This is a genomic window from Pseudomonas sp. JL23 (assembly GCF_056933585.1).
Genome location: NZ_CM167795.1, coordinates 4,937,602 through 4,955,263, shown reverse-complemented (window position 1 = coordinate 4,955,263; position 17,662 = coordinate 4,937,602). Strand labels below are relative to the sequence as shown.

At 60.6% G+C, this 17,662-nt stretch carries 19 protein-coding genes; 16 read left to right on the top strand and 3 right to left on the bottom strand.

The genetic code is table 11. From position 1 onward, the window contains the following. Positions 1-76 precede the first annotated feature (76 nt). From AC1Z24_RS22880 to AC1Z24_RS22850, 7 genes are all read left to right on the top strand, one after another. Positions 77-814, top strand: a complete 738-nt coding sequence (locus tag AC1Z24_RS22880; protein WP_483746691.1) for a FadR/GntR family transcriptional regulator — start codon at positions 77-79, stop codon at positions 812-814. Beyond that, a complete protein-coding gene (locus tag AC1Z24_RS22875; RefSeq protein ID WP_483742830.1) occupies positions 811-1,818 on the top strand; it encodes an ABC transporter ATP-binding protein in 1,008 nt (335 codons plus the stop codon). The genes AC1Z24_RS22880 and AC1Z24_RS22875 overlap by 4 nt, the downstream gene beginning before the upstream one ends. After that, positions 1,815-2,936, top strand: coding sequence for an ABC transporter ATP-binding protein (locus AC1Z24_RS22870; protein WP_483742829.1), 1,122 nt, complete (start codon positions 1,815-1,817; stop codon positions 2,934-2,936). The genes AC1Z24_RS22875 and AC1Z24_RS22870 overlap by 4 nt, the downstream gene beginning before the upstream one ends. Next, positions 2,933-4,432 carry an ABC transporter substrate-binding protein gene (locus AC1Z24_RS22865; RefSeq protein WP_483742828.1) on the top strand — a complete coding sequence of 500 codons (1,500 nt, stop codon included), beginning with the start codon at positions 2,933-2,935 and terminating at the stop codon, positions 4,430-4,432. Before AC1Z24_RS22870 ends, AC1Z24_RS22865 begins: the two co-directional genes overlap by 4 nt. 130 nt (positions 4,433-4,562) lie before the next feature. Beyond that, positions 4,563-5,507: an ABC transporter permease gene (locus tag AC1Z24_RS22860; RefSeq protein WP_259102162.1), complete on the top strand. Its 945-nt coding sequence runs from the start codon at positions 4,563-4,565 to the stop codon at positions 5,505-5,507. Further along, positions 5,507-6,391 (top strand): ABC transporter permease, encoded by an 885-nt coding sequence (locus AC1Z24_RS22855; RefSeq protein WP_483742827.1) that lies wholly within the window; start codon positions 5,507-5,509, stop codon positions 6,389-6,391. Before AC1Z24_RS22860 ends, AC1Z24_RS22855 begins: the two co-directional genes overlap by 1 nt. A 24-nt stretch (positions 6,392-6,415) precedes the next feature. Then, entirely contained in the window at positions 6,416-8,011 is a 1,596-nt protein-coding gene (locus tag AC1Z24_RS22850) for a gamma-glutamyltransferase family protein (RefSeq protein WP_483742826.1), read from the top strand. 125 nt (positions 8,012-8,136) lie between these two features. Here AC1Z24_RS22850 and AC1Z24_RS22845 read toward each other — a convergent pair whose 3' ends face one another. Both AC1Z24_RS22845 and AC1Z24_RS22840 read right to left on the bottom strand, forming a co-directional pair. Then, positions 8,137-8,934, bottom strand: coding sequence for a hypothetical protein (locus AC1Z24_RS22845; protein WP_483742825.1), 798 nt, complete (start codon positions 8,932-8,934; stop codon positions 8,137-8,139). A 115-nt stretch (positions 8,935-9,049) separates the two neighbouring features. After that, positions 9,050-10,009 (bottom strand): alpha/beta hydrolase, encoded by a 960-nt coding sequence (locus AC1Z24_RS22840; RefSeq protein WP_483742824.1) that lies wholly within the window; start codon positions 10,007-10,009, stop codon positions 9,050-9,052. A gap of 136 nt (positions 10,010-10,145) precedes the next feature. Between AC1Z24_RS22840 and aroC the strand changes: the two genes are divergently transcribed. The 6 genes from aroC to AC1Z24_RS22810 all read left to right on the top strand — a co-directional run bounded on the left by aroC (position 10,146) and on the right by AC1Z24_RS22810 (position 15,465). After that, a complete protein-coding gene (aroC, locus tag AC1Z24_RS22835; protein WP_259102149.1) occupies positions 10,146-11,237 on the top strand; it encodes a chorismate synthase in 1,092 nt (363 codons plus the stop codon). A gap of 36 nt (positions 11,238-11,273) precedes the next feature. Beyond that, positions 11,274-12,437 carry an MFS transporter gene (locus AC1Z24_RS22830; protein ID WP_483742823.1) on the top strand — a complete coding sequence of 388 codons (1,164 nt, stop codon included), beginning with the start codon at positions 11,274-11,276 and terminating at the stop codon, positions 12,435-12,437. Continuing rightward, positions 12,434-13,048 (top strand): methylthioribulose 1-phosphate dehydratase, encoded by a 615-nt coding sequence (locus AC1Z24_RS22825; protein WP_483742822.1) that lies wholly within the window; start codon positions 12,434-12,436, stop codon positions 13,046-13,048. The genes AC1Z24_RS22830 and AC1Z24_RS22825 overlap by 4 nt, the downstream gene beginning before the upstream one ends. A 30-nt stretch (positions 13,049-13,078) precedes the next feature. Further along, positions 13,079-13,624 (top strand): 1,2-dihydroxy-3-keto-5-methylthiopentene dioxygenase, encoded by a 546-nt coding sequence (locus AC1Z24_RS22820; RefSeq protein ID WP_483742821.1) that lies wholly within the window; start codon positions 13,079-13,081, stop codon positions 13,622-13,624. Positions 13,625-13,653: 29 nt separating this feature from the next. Further along, positions 13,654-14,337, top strand: coding sequence for an acireductone synthase (gene mtnC / locus AC1Z24_RS22815; RefSeq protein ID WP_483742820.1), 684 nt, complete (start codon positions 13,654-13,656; stop codon positions 14,335-14,337). Between the two features lie 405 nt (positions 14,338-14,742). Beyond that, positions 14,743-15,465, top strand: coding sequence for a helix-turn-helix transcriptional regulator (locus AC1Z24_RS22810; protein ID WP_483742819.1), 723 nt, complete (start codon positions 14,743-14,745; stop codon positions 15,463-15,465). A 91-nt stretch (positions 15,466-15,556) separates the two neighbouring features. Here the strand turns inward: AC1Z24_RS22810 and AC1Z24_RS22805 are convergent, their stop codons facing one another. Next, the gene (locus AC1Z24_RS22805; protein WP_259102134.1) at positions 15,557-15,835 is read right to left on the bottom strand and encodes a DUF3509 domain-containing protein; all 279 of its coding nucleotides are present in this window, start codon (positions 15,833-15,835) and stop codon (positions 15,557-15,559) included. Between the two features lie 369 nt (positions 15,836-16,204). Here AC1Z24_RS22805 and AC1Z24_RS22800 point away from each other — a divergent pair, with 369 nt between their 5' ends. The 3 genes from AC1Z24_RS22800 to AC1Z24_RS22790 all read left to right on the top strand — a co-directional run bounded on the left by AC1Z24_RS22800 (position 16,205) and on the right by AC1Z24_RS22790 (position 17,600). Further along, positions 16,205-16,738, top strand: a complete 534-nt coding sequence (locus AC1Z24_RS22800) for an ankyrin repeat domain-containing protein (protein ID WP_483742818.1) — start codon at positions 16,205-16,207, stop codon at positions 16,736-16,738. A 66-nt stretch (positions 16,739-16,804) separates the two neighbouring features. Continuing rightward, positions 16,805-17,335 carry a hypothetical protein gene (locus tag AC1Z24_RS22795; RefSeq protein WP_483742817.1) on the top strand — a complete coding sequence of 177 codons (531 nt, stop codon included), beginning with the start codon at positions 16,805-16,807 and terminating at the stop codon, positions 17,333-17,335. A gap of 73 nt (positions 17,336-17,408) precedes the next feature. Next, a complete protein-coding gene (locus tag AC1Z24_RS22790; protein WP_259102125.1) occupies positions 17,409-17,600 on the top strand; it encodes a PLDc N-terminal domain-containing protein in 192 nt (63 codons plus the stop codon). Positions 17,601-17,662 lie beyond the last annotated feature (62 nt).

Here is a 17,662-nt window from a genome sequence, read left to right as displayed (position 1 = left end):
CACTCATCCTGACAGCGCAACGCGGTGTGCTGACCCGTGTTTTTAATGTTCTTAAAGCCTGTCACGAGAAACCATGATGCAAAGGTCCGAGACTGACGCCGATCACGATAACGCTTCCAGGCTGGCCCTTGATGCCCTGCGGCAGATGGTGGCCCAGCATGCGGCGTTCCCTCAGCGGCCATTGCCTACCGAGCGTGAGCTGGCCGTTGATTTCGGCGTCAGCCGCCGGGCTATTCGGCGGGCGCTGGCGGTACTGGAGGCCGAAGGCCAGATCTGGCGTCGCCAGGGCAAGGGCACGTTTGTCGGGCCTACGCCGCCAAGTGCAGCAATGAGTTTCGCCAAATTATCGAGCCGGACCAATTTCAGCGAAGTGATGGAGGCCCGCCTGCACCTCGAACCTGCTCTCGCCTCATTGGCCGCCGTACGGGCCAGTGGTGATCAGATGGCCATTCTACGGCGTCTTGCCGAGCGCACTAATCGTCAGCAGCACGCCACGGAAATCGATGCCGAAGCCATCGAGCTGTGGGACAGCGCCCTGCATCGTGGCATTGCCGAAGCCGCAGGCAACCGCCTGATGCTGGATATCTTCGAGATGCTCGACGCCATCCGCCTCGACCCTGCCTGGCGCGATTTGCGCCAGCGGGCGCGCAATGCCGATCGCCTGGACACCTACAGCCACGACCACGACGACATCGTCGGCGCCATCGAAAGCCGTGACCCGGTCAAGGCCGCCACCGCCATGCGCGGTCATTTACGCGCCTTGCAGCAGGCGCTGGACAACGTTATCCATCAGGACCTCGAGGCGAGCTTATGAGTCAGCAACAGCGAAACAGCTGCGGCCCGGTACTGAGCGTCAGCCAGCTCACCGTGCGTTTCAAGGGCGCACCGGCCAATGTGGTCGATGGCGTGTCCTTCTCGGTGCAACCGGGCAAGACCCTGGCGATTGTCGGTGAGTCCGGCTGCGGCAAAAGCGTCACCTCGATGGCGCTGATGGGGCTGTTGCCGGACACCGCCAGCGTCGAGGCCAGTACTTCCAGCCTGTTGGATGAAACCCTGTTGGGTATGTCCGCCGAGCGTCTGCTGGACGTGCGCGGCAATCGCATGGCGATGATTTTCCAGGAGCCCATGACCTCCCTCAACCCGGTGTTCACCATTGGCGAACAGATCGCCGAAAGCGTGATGCGCCATCAGGGCCTTTCCAGCAAGGACGCCCGGCAACGCGCCTTGCTGATGCTGGAAAAGGTCCGCGTACCCGACGCCGCGCAGCGTCTGGATGCCTATCCCCATGAACTCTCGGGCGGCATGCGTCAGCGCGCGATGATTGCCATGGCACTCGCCAACGACCCGGCGCTGATCATTGCCGACGAACCGACCACTGCCCTGGACGTGACCATTCAGGCGCAAATCCTTGCCTTGGTGGCCAATCTGCAGGCCGAGACCGGCACGTCGATGATCCTGATCACCCATGACCTCGGCGTGGTCGCCGAAGTGGCCGACGACGTCATGGTCATGTACGCCGGGCAAGTGGTTGAAAGTGGCACGGTGAAGACCCTGTTCGATGATCCGCAACACCCTTACACCATTGGCCTGATGGGCTCGATGCCATCCATAGGCCCGCGCGAAGGGCGCCTTGCCACCATCAACGGTCGTGTGCCAACGCCGGCTGAGATGCCAGCGGGTTGTCGCTTCGCCGGTCGCTGCCCGTTCGTTATCGCGGCCTGCCGTGAAGCGCGTCCGCCGTTGCTTGAAGTCTCGCCGGGGCATTTCGCTGCCTGTATTCGCGTTCCTCTGGAGCAGCATCTTGGAGTCAGTGCATGAGCCAGCCCGAAAGCCATCCTGATCAGCGTCTTGATGTGCATAAGCCGATTCTGGAAAGCATCGCCCTGAGCAAGCATTTCAGCAGCGAAGCCGGTCTGTTTCAGCGCAAGAAGCCGCCTGTACAAGCCGTCAACGAAGTGTCCCTGGCCGTGCGCCGGGGCGAGACCCTGGCGTTGGTGGGGGAGTCCGGTTCGGGCAAGTCGACCCTTGGCCGGCTGCTGTTGAATCTACTCAAACCCACTGCGGGCGACGTGATTTACGAAGGGCGCAACCTGGCCAATCTGCCGCCCGACAAGCTGCGTCAGGTACGGCGTGACTTACAGATCATCTTTCAAGACCCCTTCGCCTCGTTGAATCCGCGCATGAGCGTCGAGGCGATTGTCGGCGAGCCGATCTGGCTGCACCGGGACGACAGCCGTAGCGCGCGGCAAGACAAAGTCGCCGAACTGCTGCGCACGGTGGGCCTGGCGCCGGAGCACGGCAGTCGCTACCCCCACGAATTTTCCGGCGGCCAGCGCCAGCGCATCGGCATTGCCCGCGCCCTGGCTTCCGAGCCACGGCTGATTCTCGGCGACGAGCCGGTGTCCGCCCTGGACGTTTCGGTACAGGCCCAGGTGGTCAACCTGCTGGAAGACCTCAAGCATCAGTTTGGCCTGACCCTGGTGATCGTTGCCCACGGCCTCGCGGTGATTCGTCACATGAGCGACCGCGTGGCGGTGATGTACCTGGGCGAGATCGTCGAACTGGCACCGGTCAACGAACTGTTCGAAACACCTCTGCATCCCTATACCCAGGCATTGATGGCCGCCGTGCCAGTCAGCCATCCCGATCTGCGCCATCCACGTCCGCTGCTGGGTGGCGACATGCCCAGCCCGAGCAAACCGCCGTCGGGTTGCCGCTTCCACACCCGTTGCCCCCACGCGCGGCCGTTGTGCCGTGAGGTCAAGCCGCTGTTCGAAAGCGTCGAAGCCGGGCGCCAGGTCGCCTGTCATTACTGGCGCGAGATCGCCAACGCCGGGGCCGGTTCACTGGTGGTGCCGACGCCTGGCGCGGCCTACAGCCAACGCCTGAATCTGTTCAAAAGCCATCAAGCCCTATCTCTGGAGAGTCAGCCATGAAGTTCGCACACCTGATGACAGGAACGCTTTTACTGCTCGCTGCCAATGCCGCTTTTGCCGAAACCACGCTGCGTATCGGCATTCAGGATGACCCTGATGTACTCGACCCGCATCGCTCGCGGACCTATTCGGGCCGCCTGGTCTACACCGCGCTGTGCGACAAACTGGTGGATATCAGCCCGAACCTGACCTACGTGCCGCAACTGGCAACCTCGTGGAGCTGGAGCGAAGACGGCAAGACCCTGACCATGAGCCTGCGCGACGGCGTGACCTTCCACGACGGTGAGGTGTTCGACGCTGCTGCGGTGAAGTTCAACCTGGACCGCGCCCGCACCCTGCCGGACTCGCTGCGCAAGAGCGAGCTGGCGTCGGTGGAAAGCGTCGAGGTAATCGATGCGAAGACGGTGGCGATCAAGGTCAAACAGCCCGATGCCACGCTGATCTCGCAGCTGTCCGACCGTGCCGGGATGATGCTGGCGCCCAAGGCCTCGGCCACTGAAGTGGGTTCTAAGCCGATCTGCTCCGGGCCGTACAAGTTCGTGCAGCGGGTGCAGCAGGACCGCATTGTCCTGGAGCGCTTCGACAATTACTGGAACAAGCAGGCCTACCATTTCGACAAGGTGATCTTCCTGCCGATTCCCGACACCTCGGTGCGTCTGGCCAATCTGCGTTCGGGTGACCTGGACATCATCGAACGCGTGGCACCGACCGACGTGAAGACCGCCAAGGCCGACAGCAAGCTACAGGTATTCAACACCCCTGGGCTTGGCTATATGCAGCTGATGTACAACACCGATAACGGCGAGAAATCCAAGACGCCGATGGGTCAGGACAAGCGCGTGCGCAAGGCTTTTGAGCTGGCCATCGACCGCGATGCGATCAATCAGGTGGTCTTCGAAGGCCTCTATGCACCGAGCGCCCAGCCATTCCCGAAAAGCAGCCCTTACTACGATAAGGACCTGCCGATCCCGACCCGTGACATCGAACAAAGCAAGAAACTGTTGGCTGAAGCCGGGGTCAAGCTGCCTCTGAGTGTCGAACTGAAAGTGGCCAATAATCCGATTGCGCAACAGGTCGGCCAGATTATCCAGGCGATGGCCGAAGAAGCGGGCTTCAAGGTCAACCTGATTGCCACCGAATACGCCACGCTGCTCAGCGAACAACAGGCCGGCAACTTCCAGATCGGCATGAGCGCCTGGTCGGGTCGGCCTGATCCGGACGGTGACATTCATCAATTCGTGACCTGTAAGGGCGGCCAGAATGACGGCCACTTCTGCGACCCGAAACTCGACGAGTTACTGAACAAGGCACGTACGGTCAACGATCAGGCGCAGCGTCAGGCCCTGTATTTTGAAGCGCTGCGCCTGCTCGCCAGCGATGTACCGACCAGCTACCTGTATTTCGACCCGCGCATCATCGCCATGAAAAGCACTATCAGCGGGTTTGTGCCGAATCCGGATGGCCTGATTCGCCTGGCTGATGTGGCCTTTAAATGATTTGTACCCCGCATTGGGACCTTGTGGGAGCGTGGCTTGCCCGCGAACCGGTTTATCGGACGACATATCCGTCGTCTGACTTGACGCCTTCGCGGGCAAGCCTCGCTCCCACATCGGTAGAGGTATGCGCATGCTGACCTTCATCTTCAGACGCCTGTTCAGCGCCATCCCCACGCTGATCCTGGTCTCGCTGTTCGTCTTCACCCTGCAGAAACTGCTGCCGGGTGACCCGGTGCTGGCAATGGCGGGGGAGGAGCGCGACCCGGCGGTTATGGAATACCTGCGGGACAAATACCGGCTCAACGATCCGGTGCCGCTGCAGTACATCCATTGGGTCGGCAACGTGCTGCAAGGCGACTTCGGCACCTCGCTGCGTACCGAACAGCCGGTGACCACGCTGCTCGCCTCCAAGCTGCCGGTGACCATCGAGCTGGCGGTACTGGCCTTGATCATTGCGTTGCTGATCGGCATTCCCACCGGGGTGATTTCCGCCGTGCGCAAAGGCACGGCGGTCGATTACGGAGCCAACGTGGTGGCGTTGTCCGGCATCTCGATACCGCACTTCTGGCTGGGCATTCTGCTGATCATGATTTTTGCCGTGAAGCTGCAATGGTTACCGGCGTCGGGCTTCGTGCCTTTGGCTGAGGACATCGGGCAGAACCTGAAAACCCTGGTGCTGCCTGCTTTTGTGCTCGGTGCCGGGCTGTCCGGGGTGCTGATGCGTCACACCCGCAGCGCCATGCTCGAGGTGCTGCGCGCCGATTACGTGCGCACGGCCCGGGCCAAGGGGCTGTTCCCGCGCACGGTGATTCTCAAGCATGCACTGCGCAATGCGTTGATGCCCATCGTCACCCTGACCACGCTGCTGTTTGGCGAATTGCTCGGCGGCGCGGTGCTGACCGAGCAGGTTTTCAGTATTCCCGGCTTCGGCAAGATGATTGTCGATGCCGTGTTCAACCGCGACTACGCCGTGGTGCAGGGCGTGGTGCTGTGTGTAGCCATTGGCTTCCTGCTCCTGAATCTGCTGGCCGATGTGCTCTACCGCATGATCAACCCGCGCCTGAGGACTGCCTGATGACTTTAATCGCTCCGCTGGCGGCAAAGGCCACGGATACCGCCCTGAAACCCCGTACGCGTTCACCGTTCGTGCGCAAGTTCCTCGCCAATAAAGGCGCGGTGATCGGCACAGGGGTGTTGCTGGTATTCATTCTGGCGGCGCTGCTGGCGCCGTGGATTGCCCCTTACGACCCGCTCAAGGCCAATTTCCTTGCGGTGCGCAAGGCGCCGTCGCTGATGTACTGGCTGGGCACTGACGAACTGGGTCGCGACCTGTTTTCCCGCCTGCTGTGGGGCGCGCGCAGTTCGTTGCTGGCCGGGGGCGTTTCGGTGGCCATCGCCATGGTCATTGGCGTGCCCCTTGGCCTGATCGCCGGTTACTTTGGCGGCAAACTGGACGCGATCATTTCGCGGATTATGGAAGCTCTGCTGTCCTGTCCGTTCCTGGTACTGGCAATCGCTCTGGGCGCGTTCCTCGGGCCGAGCCTGACCAATGCCATGATTGCCATCGGTCTGTCGGCCATGCCGATCTTTTCCCGCCTGACCCGTGGCCAGGTCCTGGCAATCCGCCATGAGGATTATCTGGAAGGCGCCCGGGCCATTGGCTTGCCTGATCGCTGGATCATCCTGCGCTACGTGCTGCCCAACGTGATGTCGCCGTTGGTGGTACAGGCGACCCTGACCATTGCCTCGGCCATTCTTGCCGAAGCCAGCCTGTCGTTCCTCGGCCTGGGCCAGCAGCCGCCTTCACCGTCCTGGGGCTCGATGCTCAATACCGCGAAGAATTTCATGGAGCAGGCACCGTGGATGTCGATTGCGCCGGGTGTGGCGATCTACATCACCGTCCTGTGTTTCAACCTCCTGGGCGACGGTTTGCGTGACGCCCTGGACCCTAAAAGCTGATCACTGCCCAAAGAGAGCCCTTTCATGTTCGATGATCTGGATTACAGCCAACCCTACGCGTCCGCCCGCTCGCCGGTGATGGGCAACAACATGGTCGCCTGCTCGCAGCCATTGGCGGCACAGGCCGGCCTGGACATGCTGCGCAAGGGCGGCAACGCCGTCGACGCAGCGATTGCCGCGGCCATGGTGCTGACGGTGGTCGAGCCGACCGGTTGCGGTATCGGCAGCGATGCGTTCGCTATCGTCTGGGACGGCAAAAAGTTGCAGGGTCTGAATGCATCCGGTCGCTCGCCACAGGGCTGGACACCGGCATTTTTCGACGGCCAGAAAGAAATGCCGCAGCGTGGCTGGGGCGCCGTGACAGTGCCCGGCGCGGTGTCGGCCTGGGTCGCGTTGTCCGAGCGCTACGGCAAGTTGCCGTTTGCCACGCTGGCCGAGCCTGCCATCGGTTATGCCCGCGACGGTTATCAGGTCACGCCGATCATCGCCGAACTGTGGCGCCGTGGTGCCGGGCTGCTCAAGGATCAACCGGGCTTTGCCGAATGCTTCCTGCCGGGGGGCAAGGCGCCGAAGGCGGGCGAGAAGATCAAGCTCACGGATCACGCCAAGACCCTGCAATCGATTGCCGAGACCAAGGGCGAGTCGTTCTACCGTGGCGAACTGGCCCGGGCCATCATCGCCCACGCCAATGCCAACGGCAGCGTAATGAGTCTTGCGGATCTGGCCAGCCACAGGGTTGACTGGATCGAGACCCTGTCGGTGCCCTATGCCGGCGCCGTGGTGCACGAACTGCCGCCCAACGGTCAGGGCATTGCCACGCTGTCCGGCCTGACCATGCTTGAGGCGCTGGGTGTCGGTGAGTATCCGGTAGACAGTATCGCCACGGTTCACCCGGTCCTCGAAGCGATGAAGCTGGCCCTGGCCGACCTCAACGAACACGTGGCCGACAACGACCACATGCGTTTGCGCTCCGAACAGTTGCTCGACCCGGTTTATCTGAAGGAACGTGCCGCGCTGGTCACCGAACAGGCCGCCAACCCCGGTCACGGCTCGCCGAAAGCGGGCGGCACGGTGTATCTGTCGGCGGCGGACGAGAGCGGCATGATGGTCTCGTTCATTCAGTCCAACTACATGGGCTTCGGCTCCGGTGTTGTCGTGCCCGGCACGGGTATCAGCCTGCAGAACCGCGGTGCCGGTTTCAGCCTGGATCCTGCGCATGTGAACGTCGTTGCGCCGGGCAAGCGGCCTTTCCACACCATCATTCCTGGCTTCGTGATGAACGCCGACGGCACGCCATTGATGTCGTTTGGGTTGATGGGCGGGCCGATGCAGGCTCAGGGGCACTTGCAGATGATGATGCGCATCCTGCGCTACAAGCAGAATCCGCAAGCGGCCGCCGATGCACCACGCTGGAGGCTCGAAGCCGGGCTGAAAGTCGCGGTGGAGCGCTCGTTTGACCGGCTGGTGGTGGAAGAACTGCGAGCCAAGGGCCACGACGTTGATATAGAAGAGCCGAGCGGGGTATTTGCCTTTGGCGGCGCGCAGATCATTCAGCGCACCGCGCATGGCTATGTCGGCGGCACCGATCCGCGCAAGGATGGGTTGGTGGCGGCTTACTGAAGAAGGCGGCTAATCATGTGGGACCGGCTTTAGCCGGGAAGACGCTATGACAGGCGATATAGATGTATCGATCATACCTATGTCTTCCCGGCTAAAGCCGGTCCCACTTATCATTCAGAGAACATTCAGCGGTGCGTCGCAATCCAGATCAATAACCCGGCCTGGAACACGGCAAAGGTCACCAGGCAAGCGATGGTAAAGCGCAGGCTGCTGTCTTCGCGCTTGTACTTGCCGACCTTTTCTTCGTGCTGGCGAATCTGGACTTCCTGTTCCTTCATATTCTGTTCGGCTTTCTCGAGCATCTGCGAGGCTTCGAGAATTTCGATGATCTGCACTTTGTCGTTGTTCCAGGTGTTGTTCAGATTGCCAACCTGGACTTCCTTGACGCTGCCCTTGAGGTGCTGGGCGTCGGCATAGCCGACCTCGAAACCGCGGGTGCGCAGGAAGTGGTCGCGGCGCAGGCGGGTGTCTTCGTTGAGGCCGTCCTTGCTCGCCAGGTCAAAGCCTTCGATGCGATAGGTGGCCCAACGCTTTTGCGTCCAGTGGATGGCCTGGGCAATGAGGAAACGGCCGATACCACGGTTCCAGGGTTCGATCTGGATGCCGGAGGCGGGGCCAAAGCTGACAATGCGGGTGACATGATCGACCCAGACATCCAGGTTGTTCTGTTCGCGGCGCACACGCTGGCCTGGCAGCTGGATATTCATGCGCAGCAGGCTGGTTTCCTTGCTGTGGCGCTCGGCCTTGCCGAACTGGACGAAACGCAGCGGTCGGCCACCGGTGGCCCGATCCGTCTGCAAGGGCGCCAGGCGCAGCATCTGGAAAATCTCGGGCTGCACGTCGTCCCACAGCTTGGGAGTGGCTTCGACTTCGGGTGTGGCTTCGGCTTCGGCGGTTTCGGTCATGGGATTTGCTTCAGTCATTAACGACGATCCTGTCCAAGGCATTACGGAGCAAACACGATGCCAGTTCCCCATTATCGGCCACGTTGACGGAATCTGAAGGGCGCGCAGGTTTTGCTGGCGTCAAAAACTTCGCTCAGACCGCCGGCAACGCACCAATAAAGCGCAGGATCCGCTGGGACAGTTGGCTGGCCAAGGGTAGATCCGGATTCTTATAGGAGGCCAGTTGCTGTTTGATGTCATCGGGCACGATACGCATGACATGGTTCATGCCGTCGATCAGCGCCAGTTCGGCCTTGGGATTGGCCTTGTGCAGCAGTTCGGCATCCCGCACACCTACCTGGATATCGTTGCGGCCCTGAATGATCAGCGCCGGGACGCGCAGTTGGCCGAACGCGGCCGCCGGGTCCTGGCGAAACAGCGAGATCAGGTACGGCTGCACACTGGGGCGGAACAGCACCTGCAATTCGTCCGGGACATTGTCGTCGGTCTTGCCCGCCTTGAGGCTGCTCAGCAATTGTTCACTGCGTTGCAGCAACGGCGGCGGCATGCGCTCCTTGAGCTGTTCGCGCAGGACCTGATCCACCGGACGACCGGTGCCCGCCACGGAAATCACCGCCGCCGCGCCGCTTTTTTCTGCTGCCAGGGTCGCTACCAGTGCACCTTCGCTATGACCCAGCAGGATCAATGGGCCCAGGCGCGGGTCGGTCTTGAGTTTCTGGCTCCAGGCCACGGCGTCGGCGACGTAATGGTCGAAGCTCAGGTTGCGCTCATCCGGGGTGGCGGGGTGACTGGCGGCCACGCCGCGCTTGTCGTAGCGCACGCTGGCGATGTTATTGCTGGCCAGCATCAGGGCCAGGCGGCGCAGATTGTCGTTGCGCCCGCCATCGGGGTTGTTGCCGTCGCGGTCGGTGGGGCCGGAGCCGGCGATGATCAACACCACCGGCACCGGCTTGCTCGATTGCGGCAGCAGCAGGGTGCCGAACAGCTCGCCGCTGCCGGTGTCCAGGCTGATCGGCCGTTGCAGCACGACAGGGGCCGCCTGGGCCAGGCCAGTGGCTAATAAAGGGAGGAGCAGGGCAAGCATGCGTAACATCGTAAGGCCACTATTTGCGGGAATGCCGATTGGACGCGGCGCAACGCATAAGGTTCGAGGGTGAAGTCGATGATAAGCCCGCGTATACTTGTCGGCTTGTTTTTATCGATCTCGCTGATTTCTCGGAGCCTCCTGCATGTCCGGCAATACCTACGGCAAGCTGTTCACTGTCACCACTGCCGGCGAAAGCCATGGTCCGGCACTGGTTGCTATCGTTGACGGCTGCCCGCCGGGCCTCGAGCTGTCGCTGCAGGACCTGCAGATCGACCTGGACCGACGCAAGCCCGGCACCAGCCGCCATACCACCCAGCGCCAGGAAGCCGACGAGGTGGAAATCCTCTCCGGCGTCTTCGAGGGCAAGACCACCGGCACCTCCATCGGCCTGCTGATCCGCAATACCGATCAGAAATCCAAGGATTACTCGGCGATCCAGGACCTGTTCCGTCCGGCCCATGCCGATTACACCTACCACCAGAAGTACGGTGTGCGTGACTACCGTGGCGGTGGCCGCAGCTCGGCGCGGGAAACCGCCATGCGCGTGGCCGCAGGCGCCATTGCCAAAAAATACCTGGCGACCCTGGGCATTCAGGTGCGTGGTTACATGAGTCAGCTGGGGCCCATCGAGATTCCGTTCAAGACCTGGGATTCGGTAGAGCAGAACGCATTCTTCTGCCCGGACCCGGACAAGGTGCCGGAACTTGAAGCCTATATGGACCAGTTGCGTCGCGATCAGGATTCGGTCGGGGCGAAGATCACAGTGGTGGCCGAAGGCGTCATGCCGGGCCTGGGCGAGCCGATCTTTGATCGCCTGGATGCCGAACTGGCCCATGCCCTGATGAGCATCAATGCGGTCAAGGGCGTGGAGATCGGCGCCGGTTTCGCCAGTGTCGCCCAGCGTGGCACCGAGCATCGCGACGAGCTGACCCCTGAAGGCTTCTTGTCGAACAATGCCGGCGGCATCCTCGGCGGCATTTCTTCCGGTCAGCCTATCGTCGCCCATCTGGCCCTCAAGCCGACGTCCAGCATCACCACACCGGGGCAGTCCATCGACGTGCATGGCAACCCGGTTGACGTCATCACCAAGGGTCGTCACGACCCGTGCGTAGGTATCCGTGCCACGCCTATCGCCGAGGCGATGATGGCCATCGTGCTGCTCGACCATCTGTTGCGTCATCGCGGGCAGAATGCCGATGTGCGGGTGACCACGCCGGTGCTGGGGCAACTCTGATGGCCAGTGGCGTCACCACCGGCACGGTTTCCTGAGGTGACGCCATCGCCCACGGGGCAGCTTCCTTATTGGCGGCTGTCCGGTTTCTACCTGTTCTATTTCGCCCTGTTGGGGTCGACTGCGCCCTTCCTGGCGCTGTACTTCCACCACTTGGGCTTCGCCAGTGCGCGAATCGGCGAACTGGTGGCGATTCCCATGCTGATGCGCTGCATCGCACCGAATATCTGGGGCTGGCTGGGTGACTACACCGGGCGGCGCCTGGCTATCGTGCGTTTTGGCGCTGTCTGTGCGTTGCTGAGTTTTTCCCTGATTCTGTTCGACAAGAGCTATGCCTGGCTGGCGATGGTCATGGCCCTGCATGCGTTTTTCTGGCATGCCGTGTTGCCGCAGTTCGAAGTCATCACCCTGTCGCACCTGCAAGGGCAGGTGTCGCGCTACAGCCAGATTCGCCTGTGGGGCTCGATTGGCTTCATCCTTGCCGTCGTCGGCCTGGGCCGGTTGTTCGAAAGCTACAGTCTGGACCTGTACCCTCAGGGTTTGATGGTGATCCTGGCCGGGATCATGCTCAGCAGCTGGTGGGTGCCGAATGCGCCGCCCGCCACTTCGACTCGACCGGCCGCAGCGGGTGGTTTTCTCACGCAACTCGGGCAGTCAGGCGTCTGGGTGTTCTACCTGTGTGTGGCGCTGATGCAGTTCAGCCACGGGCCGTACTACACCTTCCTGACGCTGCACCTTGAGCATCTCGGTTACAGCCGTGGCGTGATCGGCCAGCTATGGGCAGTGGGCGTGGTGGCGGAAGTGCTGATGTTTCTGATCATGAGCCGCCTGTTGCAACGGTTCTCGGTGCGCCGGGTGCTGATGGTCAGTTTCTGCCTGGCCGGCATACGCTGGTGGCTGCTGGGCAGCGAAGCCGAATACCTGCCGGTGCTGATTTTCGCCCAGATCCTGCACGCCGCGACGTTTGGCAGCTTTCACGCGTCTGCCATTCATTTCGTGCAACGTACCTTCGGCCCGCAACAGCAAGGCCAGGGCCAGGCGCTGTATGCCGCGCTGTCCGGGACCGGCGGTGCACTGGGGGCGTTGTACGCCGGTTACAGCTGGAACACTCTGGGCCCGGCCTGGACCTTCAGTATCGCCAGCATCGCGGCCATGGCCGCCGCGATCCTGATTGCCACACGAATGAAAGAGGAGGGCGTATGACCCGCGAACAATTGAGCCAGGAAATCATCGATGCCGGGCGCTTCCTGTACGGCCGTGGCTGGTCGCCTGCCACCAGCAGCAACTATTCGGCGCGCCTGTCGGCGACCGAAGTGCTGCTGACCGTGTCGGGAAAGCACAAGGGCCAGTTGGGCCTGGACGATGTACTGACGACTGATCTGGACGGCAACAGCCTGGAGCCGGGCAAGAAGCCATCAGCGGAAACCCTGCTGCACACCCAGCTGTATCAGTGCCGCCCGCAAGTCGGCGCGGTATTGCATACCCACTCGGTCAACGCCACCGTATTATCGCGCCTGACCGAGGCCGATCACCTGGTCTTCGAGGACTACGAGCTGCAAAAGGCTTTCAGTGGCGTGCAGACCCATGAGTCCCGGGTACTGGTGCCGATCTTCGACAATGACCAGGATATCGCCCGCCTGGCCAGCAAGGTACAGCCCTGGCTTGATGCCCATGCCGATTGCGCCGGGTATCTGATTCGCGGTCACGGCCTCTATACCTGGGGTGCGAAGATGAGCGATGCCTTGCGTCAGATCGAAGCCTTTGAATTTCTGTTCGAGTGTGAGCTCAAGACTCGCGCCGTATTAAACCGTTGATAGCTTTTAACCGATCGAGGAAGCCGTGCCATGAGCAGCCTGTCCGTTTATCACGAATCCAGTCCTGAGCAGCCGAACAAGGTCCTGACCCACCTTGAAGACATCGTTTCGACCCTGGCCGAGCATGGCGTGGGCTTTGATCGCTGGCAGGCGGCGACGCCGATCACCCCTGGCGCCAGCCAGGAAGAAGTGATCGCCGCCTACCGCGAGCAGATCGACACGCTGATGAGCGAGCGCGGTTATGTCACCGTGGACGTGATCAGCCTCAACAGCGATCATCCGCAGAAAGCCGAGTTGCGTGCCAAGTTTCTCGACGAACATCGCCATGGCGAGGACGAAGTAAGATTTTTCGTTGCCGGACGTGGGTTGTTTACTCTGCATATCGACGATCACGTCTATGCCGTACTCTGCGAAAAGAACGATCTGATCTCGGTCCCGGCGGGCACTCGCCACTGGTTCGACATGGGTGAACACCCGCATTTCGTCGCGATCCGCCTGTTCAACAACCCGCAAGGCTGGGTCGCAAACTTTACCGGCGAGTCCATTGCCAGCCGTTTTCCCCGTCTTGAAGACTGAATTGAGCTGCTACAGGAACCTGAATTGATATGGCGATAAAAGCGGTCCTGACGGATATCGAAGGCACCACCAGCGCGGTGAGCTTCGTCTTTGATGTGCTGTTTCCCTTTGCGGCCCGGCATCTGCCGGACTTCCTGCGCCAGCATGCCGAGCGCGAAGAGGTGCAAGTGCAGTTGCGCGCCATACGCCTGGACAGCGGCGAACCCCTGGCCGATCTCGAACGGGTGATCGAGATTCTCCTGCAATGGATCGCCGAGGACCGCAAGGCCACGCCGCTCAAGGCGTTGCAGGGCATGGTCTGGGAGCAGGGCTATCAGGCCGGTCAGCTCAAGGGCCATGTTTACCCGGATGCGGTGGACGCGCTCAAACGCTGGCATCAGGAGGGCTATGAGCTGTACGTGTATTCGTCGGGCTCGATCCAGGCCCAGCGCCTGATCTTCGGCTGCTCCGAGGCGGGTGATCTATCGCCGTTGTTCAGCGGCTATTTCGACACCACCTCCGGGCCCAAGCGCGAAGTGAAGTCCTACCGGTCCATCAGCGAGGCGATCAACTATCCGCCACGGGAGACGCTGTTTCTCTCGGATATCGTCGAAGAACTGGATGCCGCCCGGGCTGCCGGCATGGCGACCTGCGGGCTGACGCGCGATGGCGGCGAGCTGGCCGGGCATCCTTGCGTGAGCAGTTTTGCCGAGATCGACCTGGGCGCGTTCTGATATCGGGCAGCAGCAAGCACACAACTGGGTGGGAGCCGGCTTGCTGGCAATGGCGTCGGAGCAATCACCGGCGTGTTGCGCCACCAAGGCGGCTCCTACAGGCAGCAAGTCAGCGCCCACCTGGCATTTCAATTCGTTTGCTTGTGCCCTGTCCGGCAGATCGTGCAAACAGACGTGTTGATTTTCATTGCGGTATCTATCTTTCAAATATAAATCAATCAGACGCTTGTAAGTGATGTCCTGTTTAAAAGTAGGACGCGCCTTTCATATTTGTCAGTAAATCCTGTTTGTTTTGACCTCGGGTTTTAAACGTTTTTATTCGTGTAAGTTTCGCTTTATCAGCCCCCGCCGTTATGCAGATAACCAGGCCGTTGTGCGCGGGGGTTGAATAAGGAGCAGGTCACTATGCGAAGTGCCATACCGGTCAATTCCACCATGGATTTACTTATACAAAAAATGGTCAGCAGTATTACAGAACTTGATGGCCAGCGAGCCATTGAAAACGCCCTGGGTTGGTTAAGGCAGCAATGCGACTGTGAGCGCGCGATGTTCTACCAGTTCAAGGGGACTTCATTACTGACATTCGTGACGTCCAACGTTGACGGTCGCTGGGGGCAACTCTATCAGCGTGGACGCATGTTGAAAGATGATCCGGTCATCAAATGTTACCGCGAACGCCAGGGCTTCCTGGATTGGGCTGAAGCCCATCGACATTACCCGGCCAGCGACGACCTCAACGATGCGGTGATCGACTGCGAGCTGATGCCCGGCCTTTCCTACGGCTATAAAAGCCAGTGTCGTGGTGGTAACGGGATTATCTCGGTGTGTTCGCTCAACGGTATCAAGCGTGCGCTGTCGGTTTCGGATCGATACCTGGTCGCCAGTATGGTGCCGGTCTTGCACATGGCGGGGCGGGGCGTGCGTTTCAGGACGCGCGGGCTGACTGACAGGGAAGTGGAGATTCTGCAATGGGCGCGTGAAGGCAAGACCTCCTGGGAGATTGCCCGCATACGCGAAGTCTCCGAGTCCACCATCAAGTATCACCTCAAGGCCATCTACAACAAGCTCGGCGTCAGTAACCGTGCTCAGGCGGTGGGCGAAGCACTGGGGCAGGGGATCATCAGATAAGAGAAATAAAAAAGACCGCGAGAGCCAGGGGCAATCGCGGTCAATAAGGGTATGAGAGTGAATCAGGTGAGGCAATTACCGGCCCGCGCAATCAGCGGGTGTGATACGTCGGCAGATCAAAACGATGTTGGCTTTGCAGCATGGAAATGGCGGGCAGTTCACTGGCTTGGGCTGCGAGGTCGCGGCGAATGGCGCTGATTACCCACTCCAGTTGCACCGGTGTGTGCAATTGGGCGTAGGAGATGCAGCGACGCGTCTGCTTGCCTTCGCGGTTACGCAGGGACAGCAGCACACCACCGTCGGGACGGGCCTGGGTAGTGACGTCGAATTCGGAGAATACGGAAGCGAATTTTTCTTGGATAAAAGTCATGTCCAGCGGCTCCATTGCTCATGGGATAACAAGCTTGGAATGACTAGTGCAGCCTCTGTGCCACTATTTGAAATGATATTTAATCGTTATTTATCAATCACTTACGATTTTTTGAATAAAACCGTGTCGTGCATTTTGCATGAATGCCTGTCGGGCATCCTGCATTTTGCGGTTTGGGAGAGGGGATTGTGCAAGGGTTTACCGATTTAAGACTGTCATCCTGGGGTTTTATCCCGGGCCAGCAGGATGCGTCGGACCAGTGGTCGCCGCCATGACAAATTTTGTAATCGAGGCCATAGCTTGACCCTGGCGCGGGCGCTCCGGGAGACTGGCCACATATTCAAATCAGCAGGTCCAAGGAGTTTTCCCATGTCAGAGCAAAAGCCCGGCGAGTCCACGCGGATGTCCGACGATGAAGCCCTGGAGTTCGCCGAGCAGGTGTTTGACCTTGCCCGGCAGGGCAATGCCGGGCTGCTCGACAAGCTGCTGGAGAAAGGGTTGAACCCTGACCTGCGCAATCACAAGGGCGATACCCTGTTGATGCTAGCCAGTTATCACGGCCAGCAGGAGACGGTGCAGGTCTTGCTCAAGCACCGCGCTGACCCGGAAATTCGCAACGACAACGGTCAGAGCCCGATTGCCGGCGCGGCCTTCAAGGGCGATCTGGAGGTGGTCAGGCTGCTGGTCGAAGGCGGTGCCAGTGTTGAAGGCGCTTCCCTCGACGGCCGCACGGCCTTGATGATGGCGGCGATGTTCAATCGCGCGGCCATTGTCGACTATCTCATCAGTCAGGGCGCAGACCCTCGTGCCACTGACGCCAAGGGTGTGACACCCATGGCAGCGGCCCAGGCCATGGGCGCCGCCGAGACCGCCGAGCAGTTGCGCCAGCTGGTATCGGCATGAAGATAGAGGTGCGCAGGATTTCCCGTTATCCTGCGCGCCTTGTTTTTTGACCGACCGGGAACGCCCATGAAAGACCAACTCAACGAATTAATCAGCAAAATCAGTTCGGGGTGCATGGGCGACGCAGAAATTGCGCAAATCGCCGACGAAGCCGCCCAGGCTTATGCCGACCCGCAGGCGTTCCTCGCGGCCAACCCGGATATCAATTACGACGACAGCTTTCCCATTCCCCTTGGCGAGTGGGTGGTGATCGGCAGTCTGCCCGAGACGGTATTGTTCCAGGCCGACACCTATATGGACCTGTTTGCCCAGATCGTCGCCTCGTTCGGCCCGGGCGTCGAGTTCAATATCAAGCCCAAGCAACTGGCCAAGACCGAGCCGTTGACCGCACTGAACCGCATCCAGATTCAGTTGGGCAGCATGAACAAGGAAATGGGCGGCTACGTGCTGATGAACCTCAGCCAGCCCCTGGATGACGAGTTGCAGGCCGTACTGGTTTACGGCAACGATCAGGCCAGGGTCCTGGAGTTGTGTGCGGCAGCCGGTATTGCCGCCGCCCCGTCCCTGGAAGCTCTGCGTGTGGCCGTTCACGTTTAACTGGTTGATAGTACGGAACCCTTGCGAAGTGCAGCTATCCTAGGAAGGAGCACTTATCATCTGGAGTATTACCATGGGTTCCGGCTTTAATGGATTGGTTGGACTGATCATTCTGGCCCTGGATATCTGGGCCATTATCAACGTGTTGAAAAGTGGCGCCGAGACCGGGATGAAAATCCTCTGGGTCCTGCTGATTGTGCTCTTGCCCGTGCTGGGCCTGATCCTCTGGGCGATCCTTGGCCCGCGGGGTAATGTGCGGATCTGACGCCTGCCTGTTTCACCAACGCCTGATTGCCTTTGCAGTCGGGCGTTTTTGTTTTTTCGGCC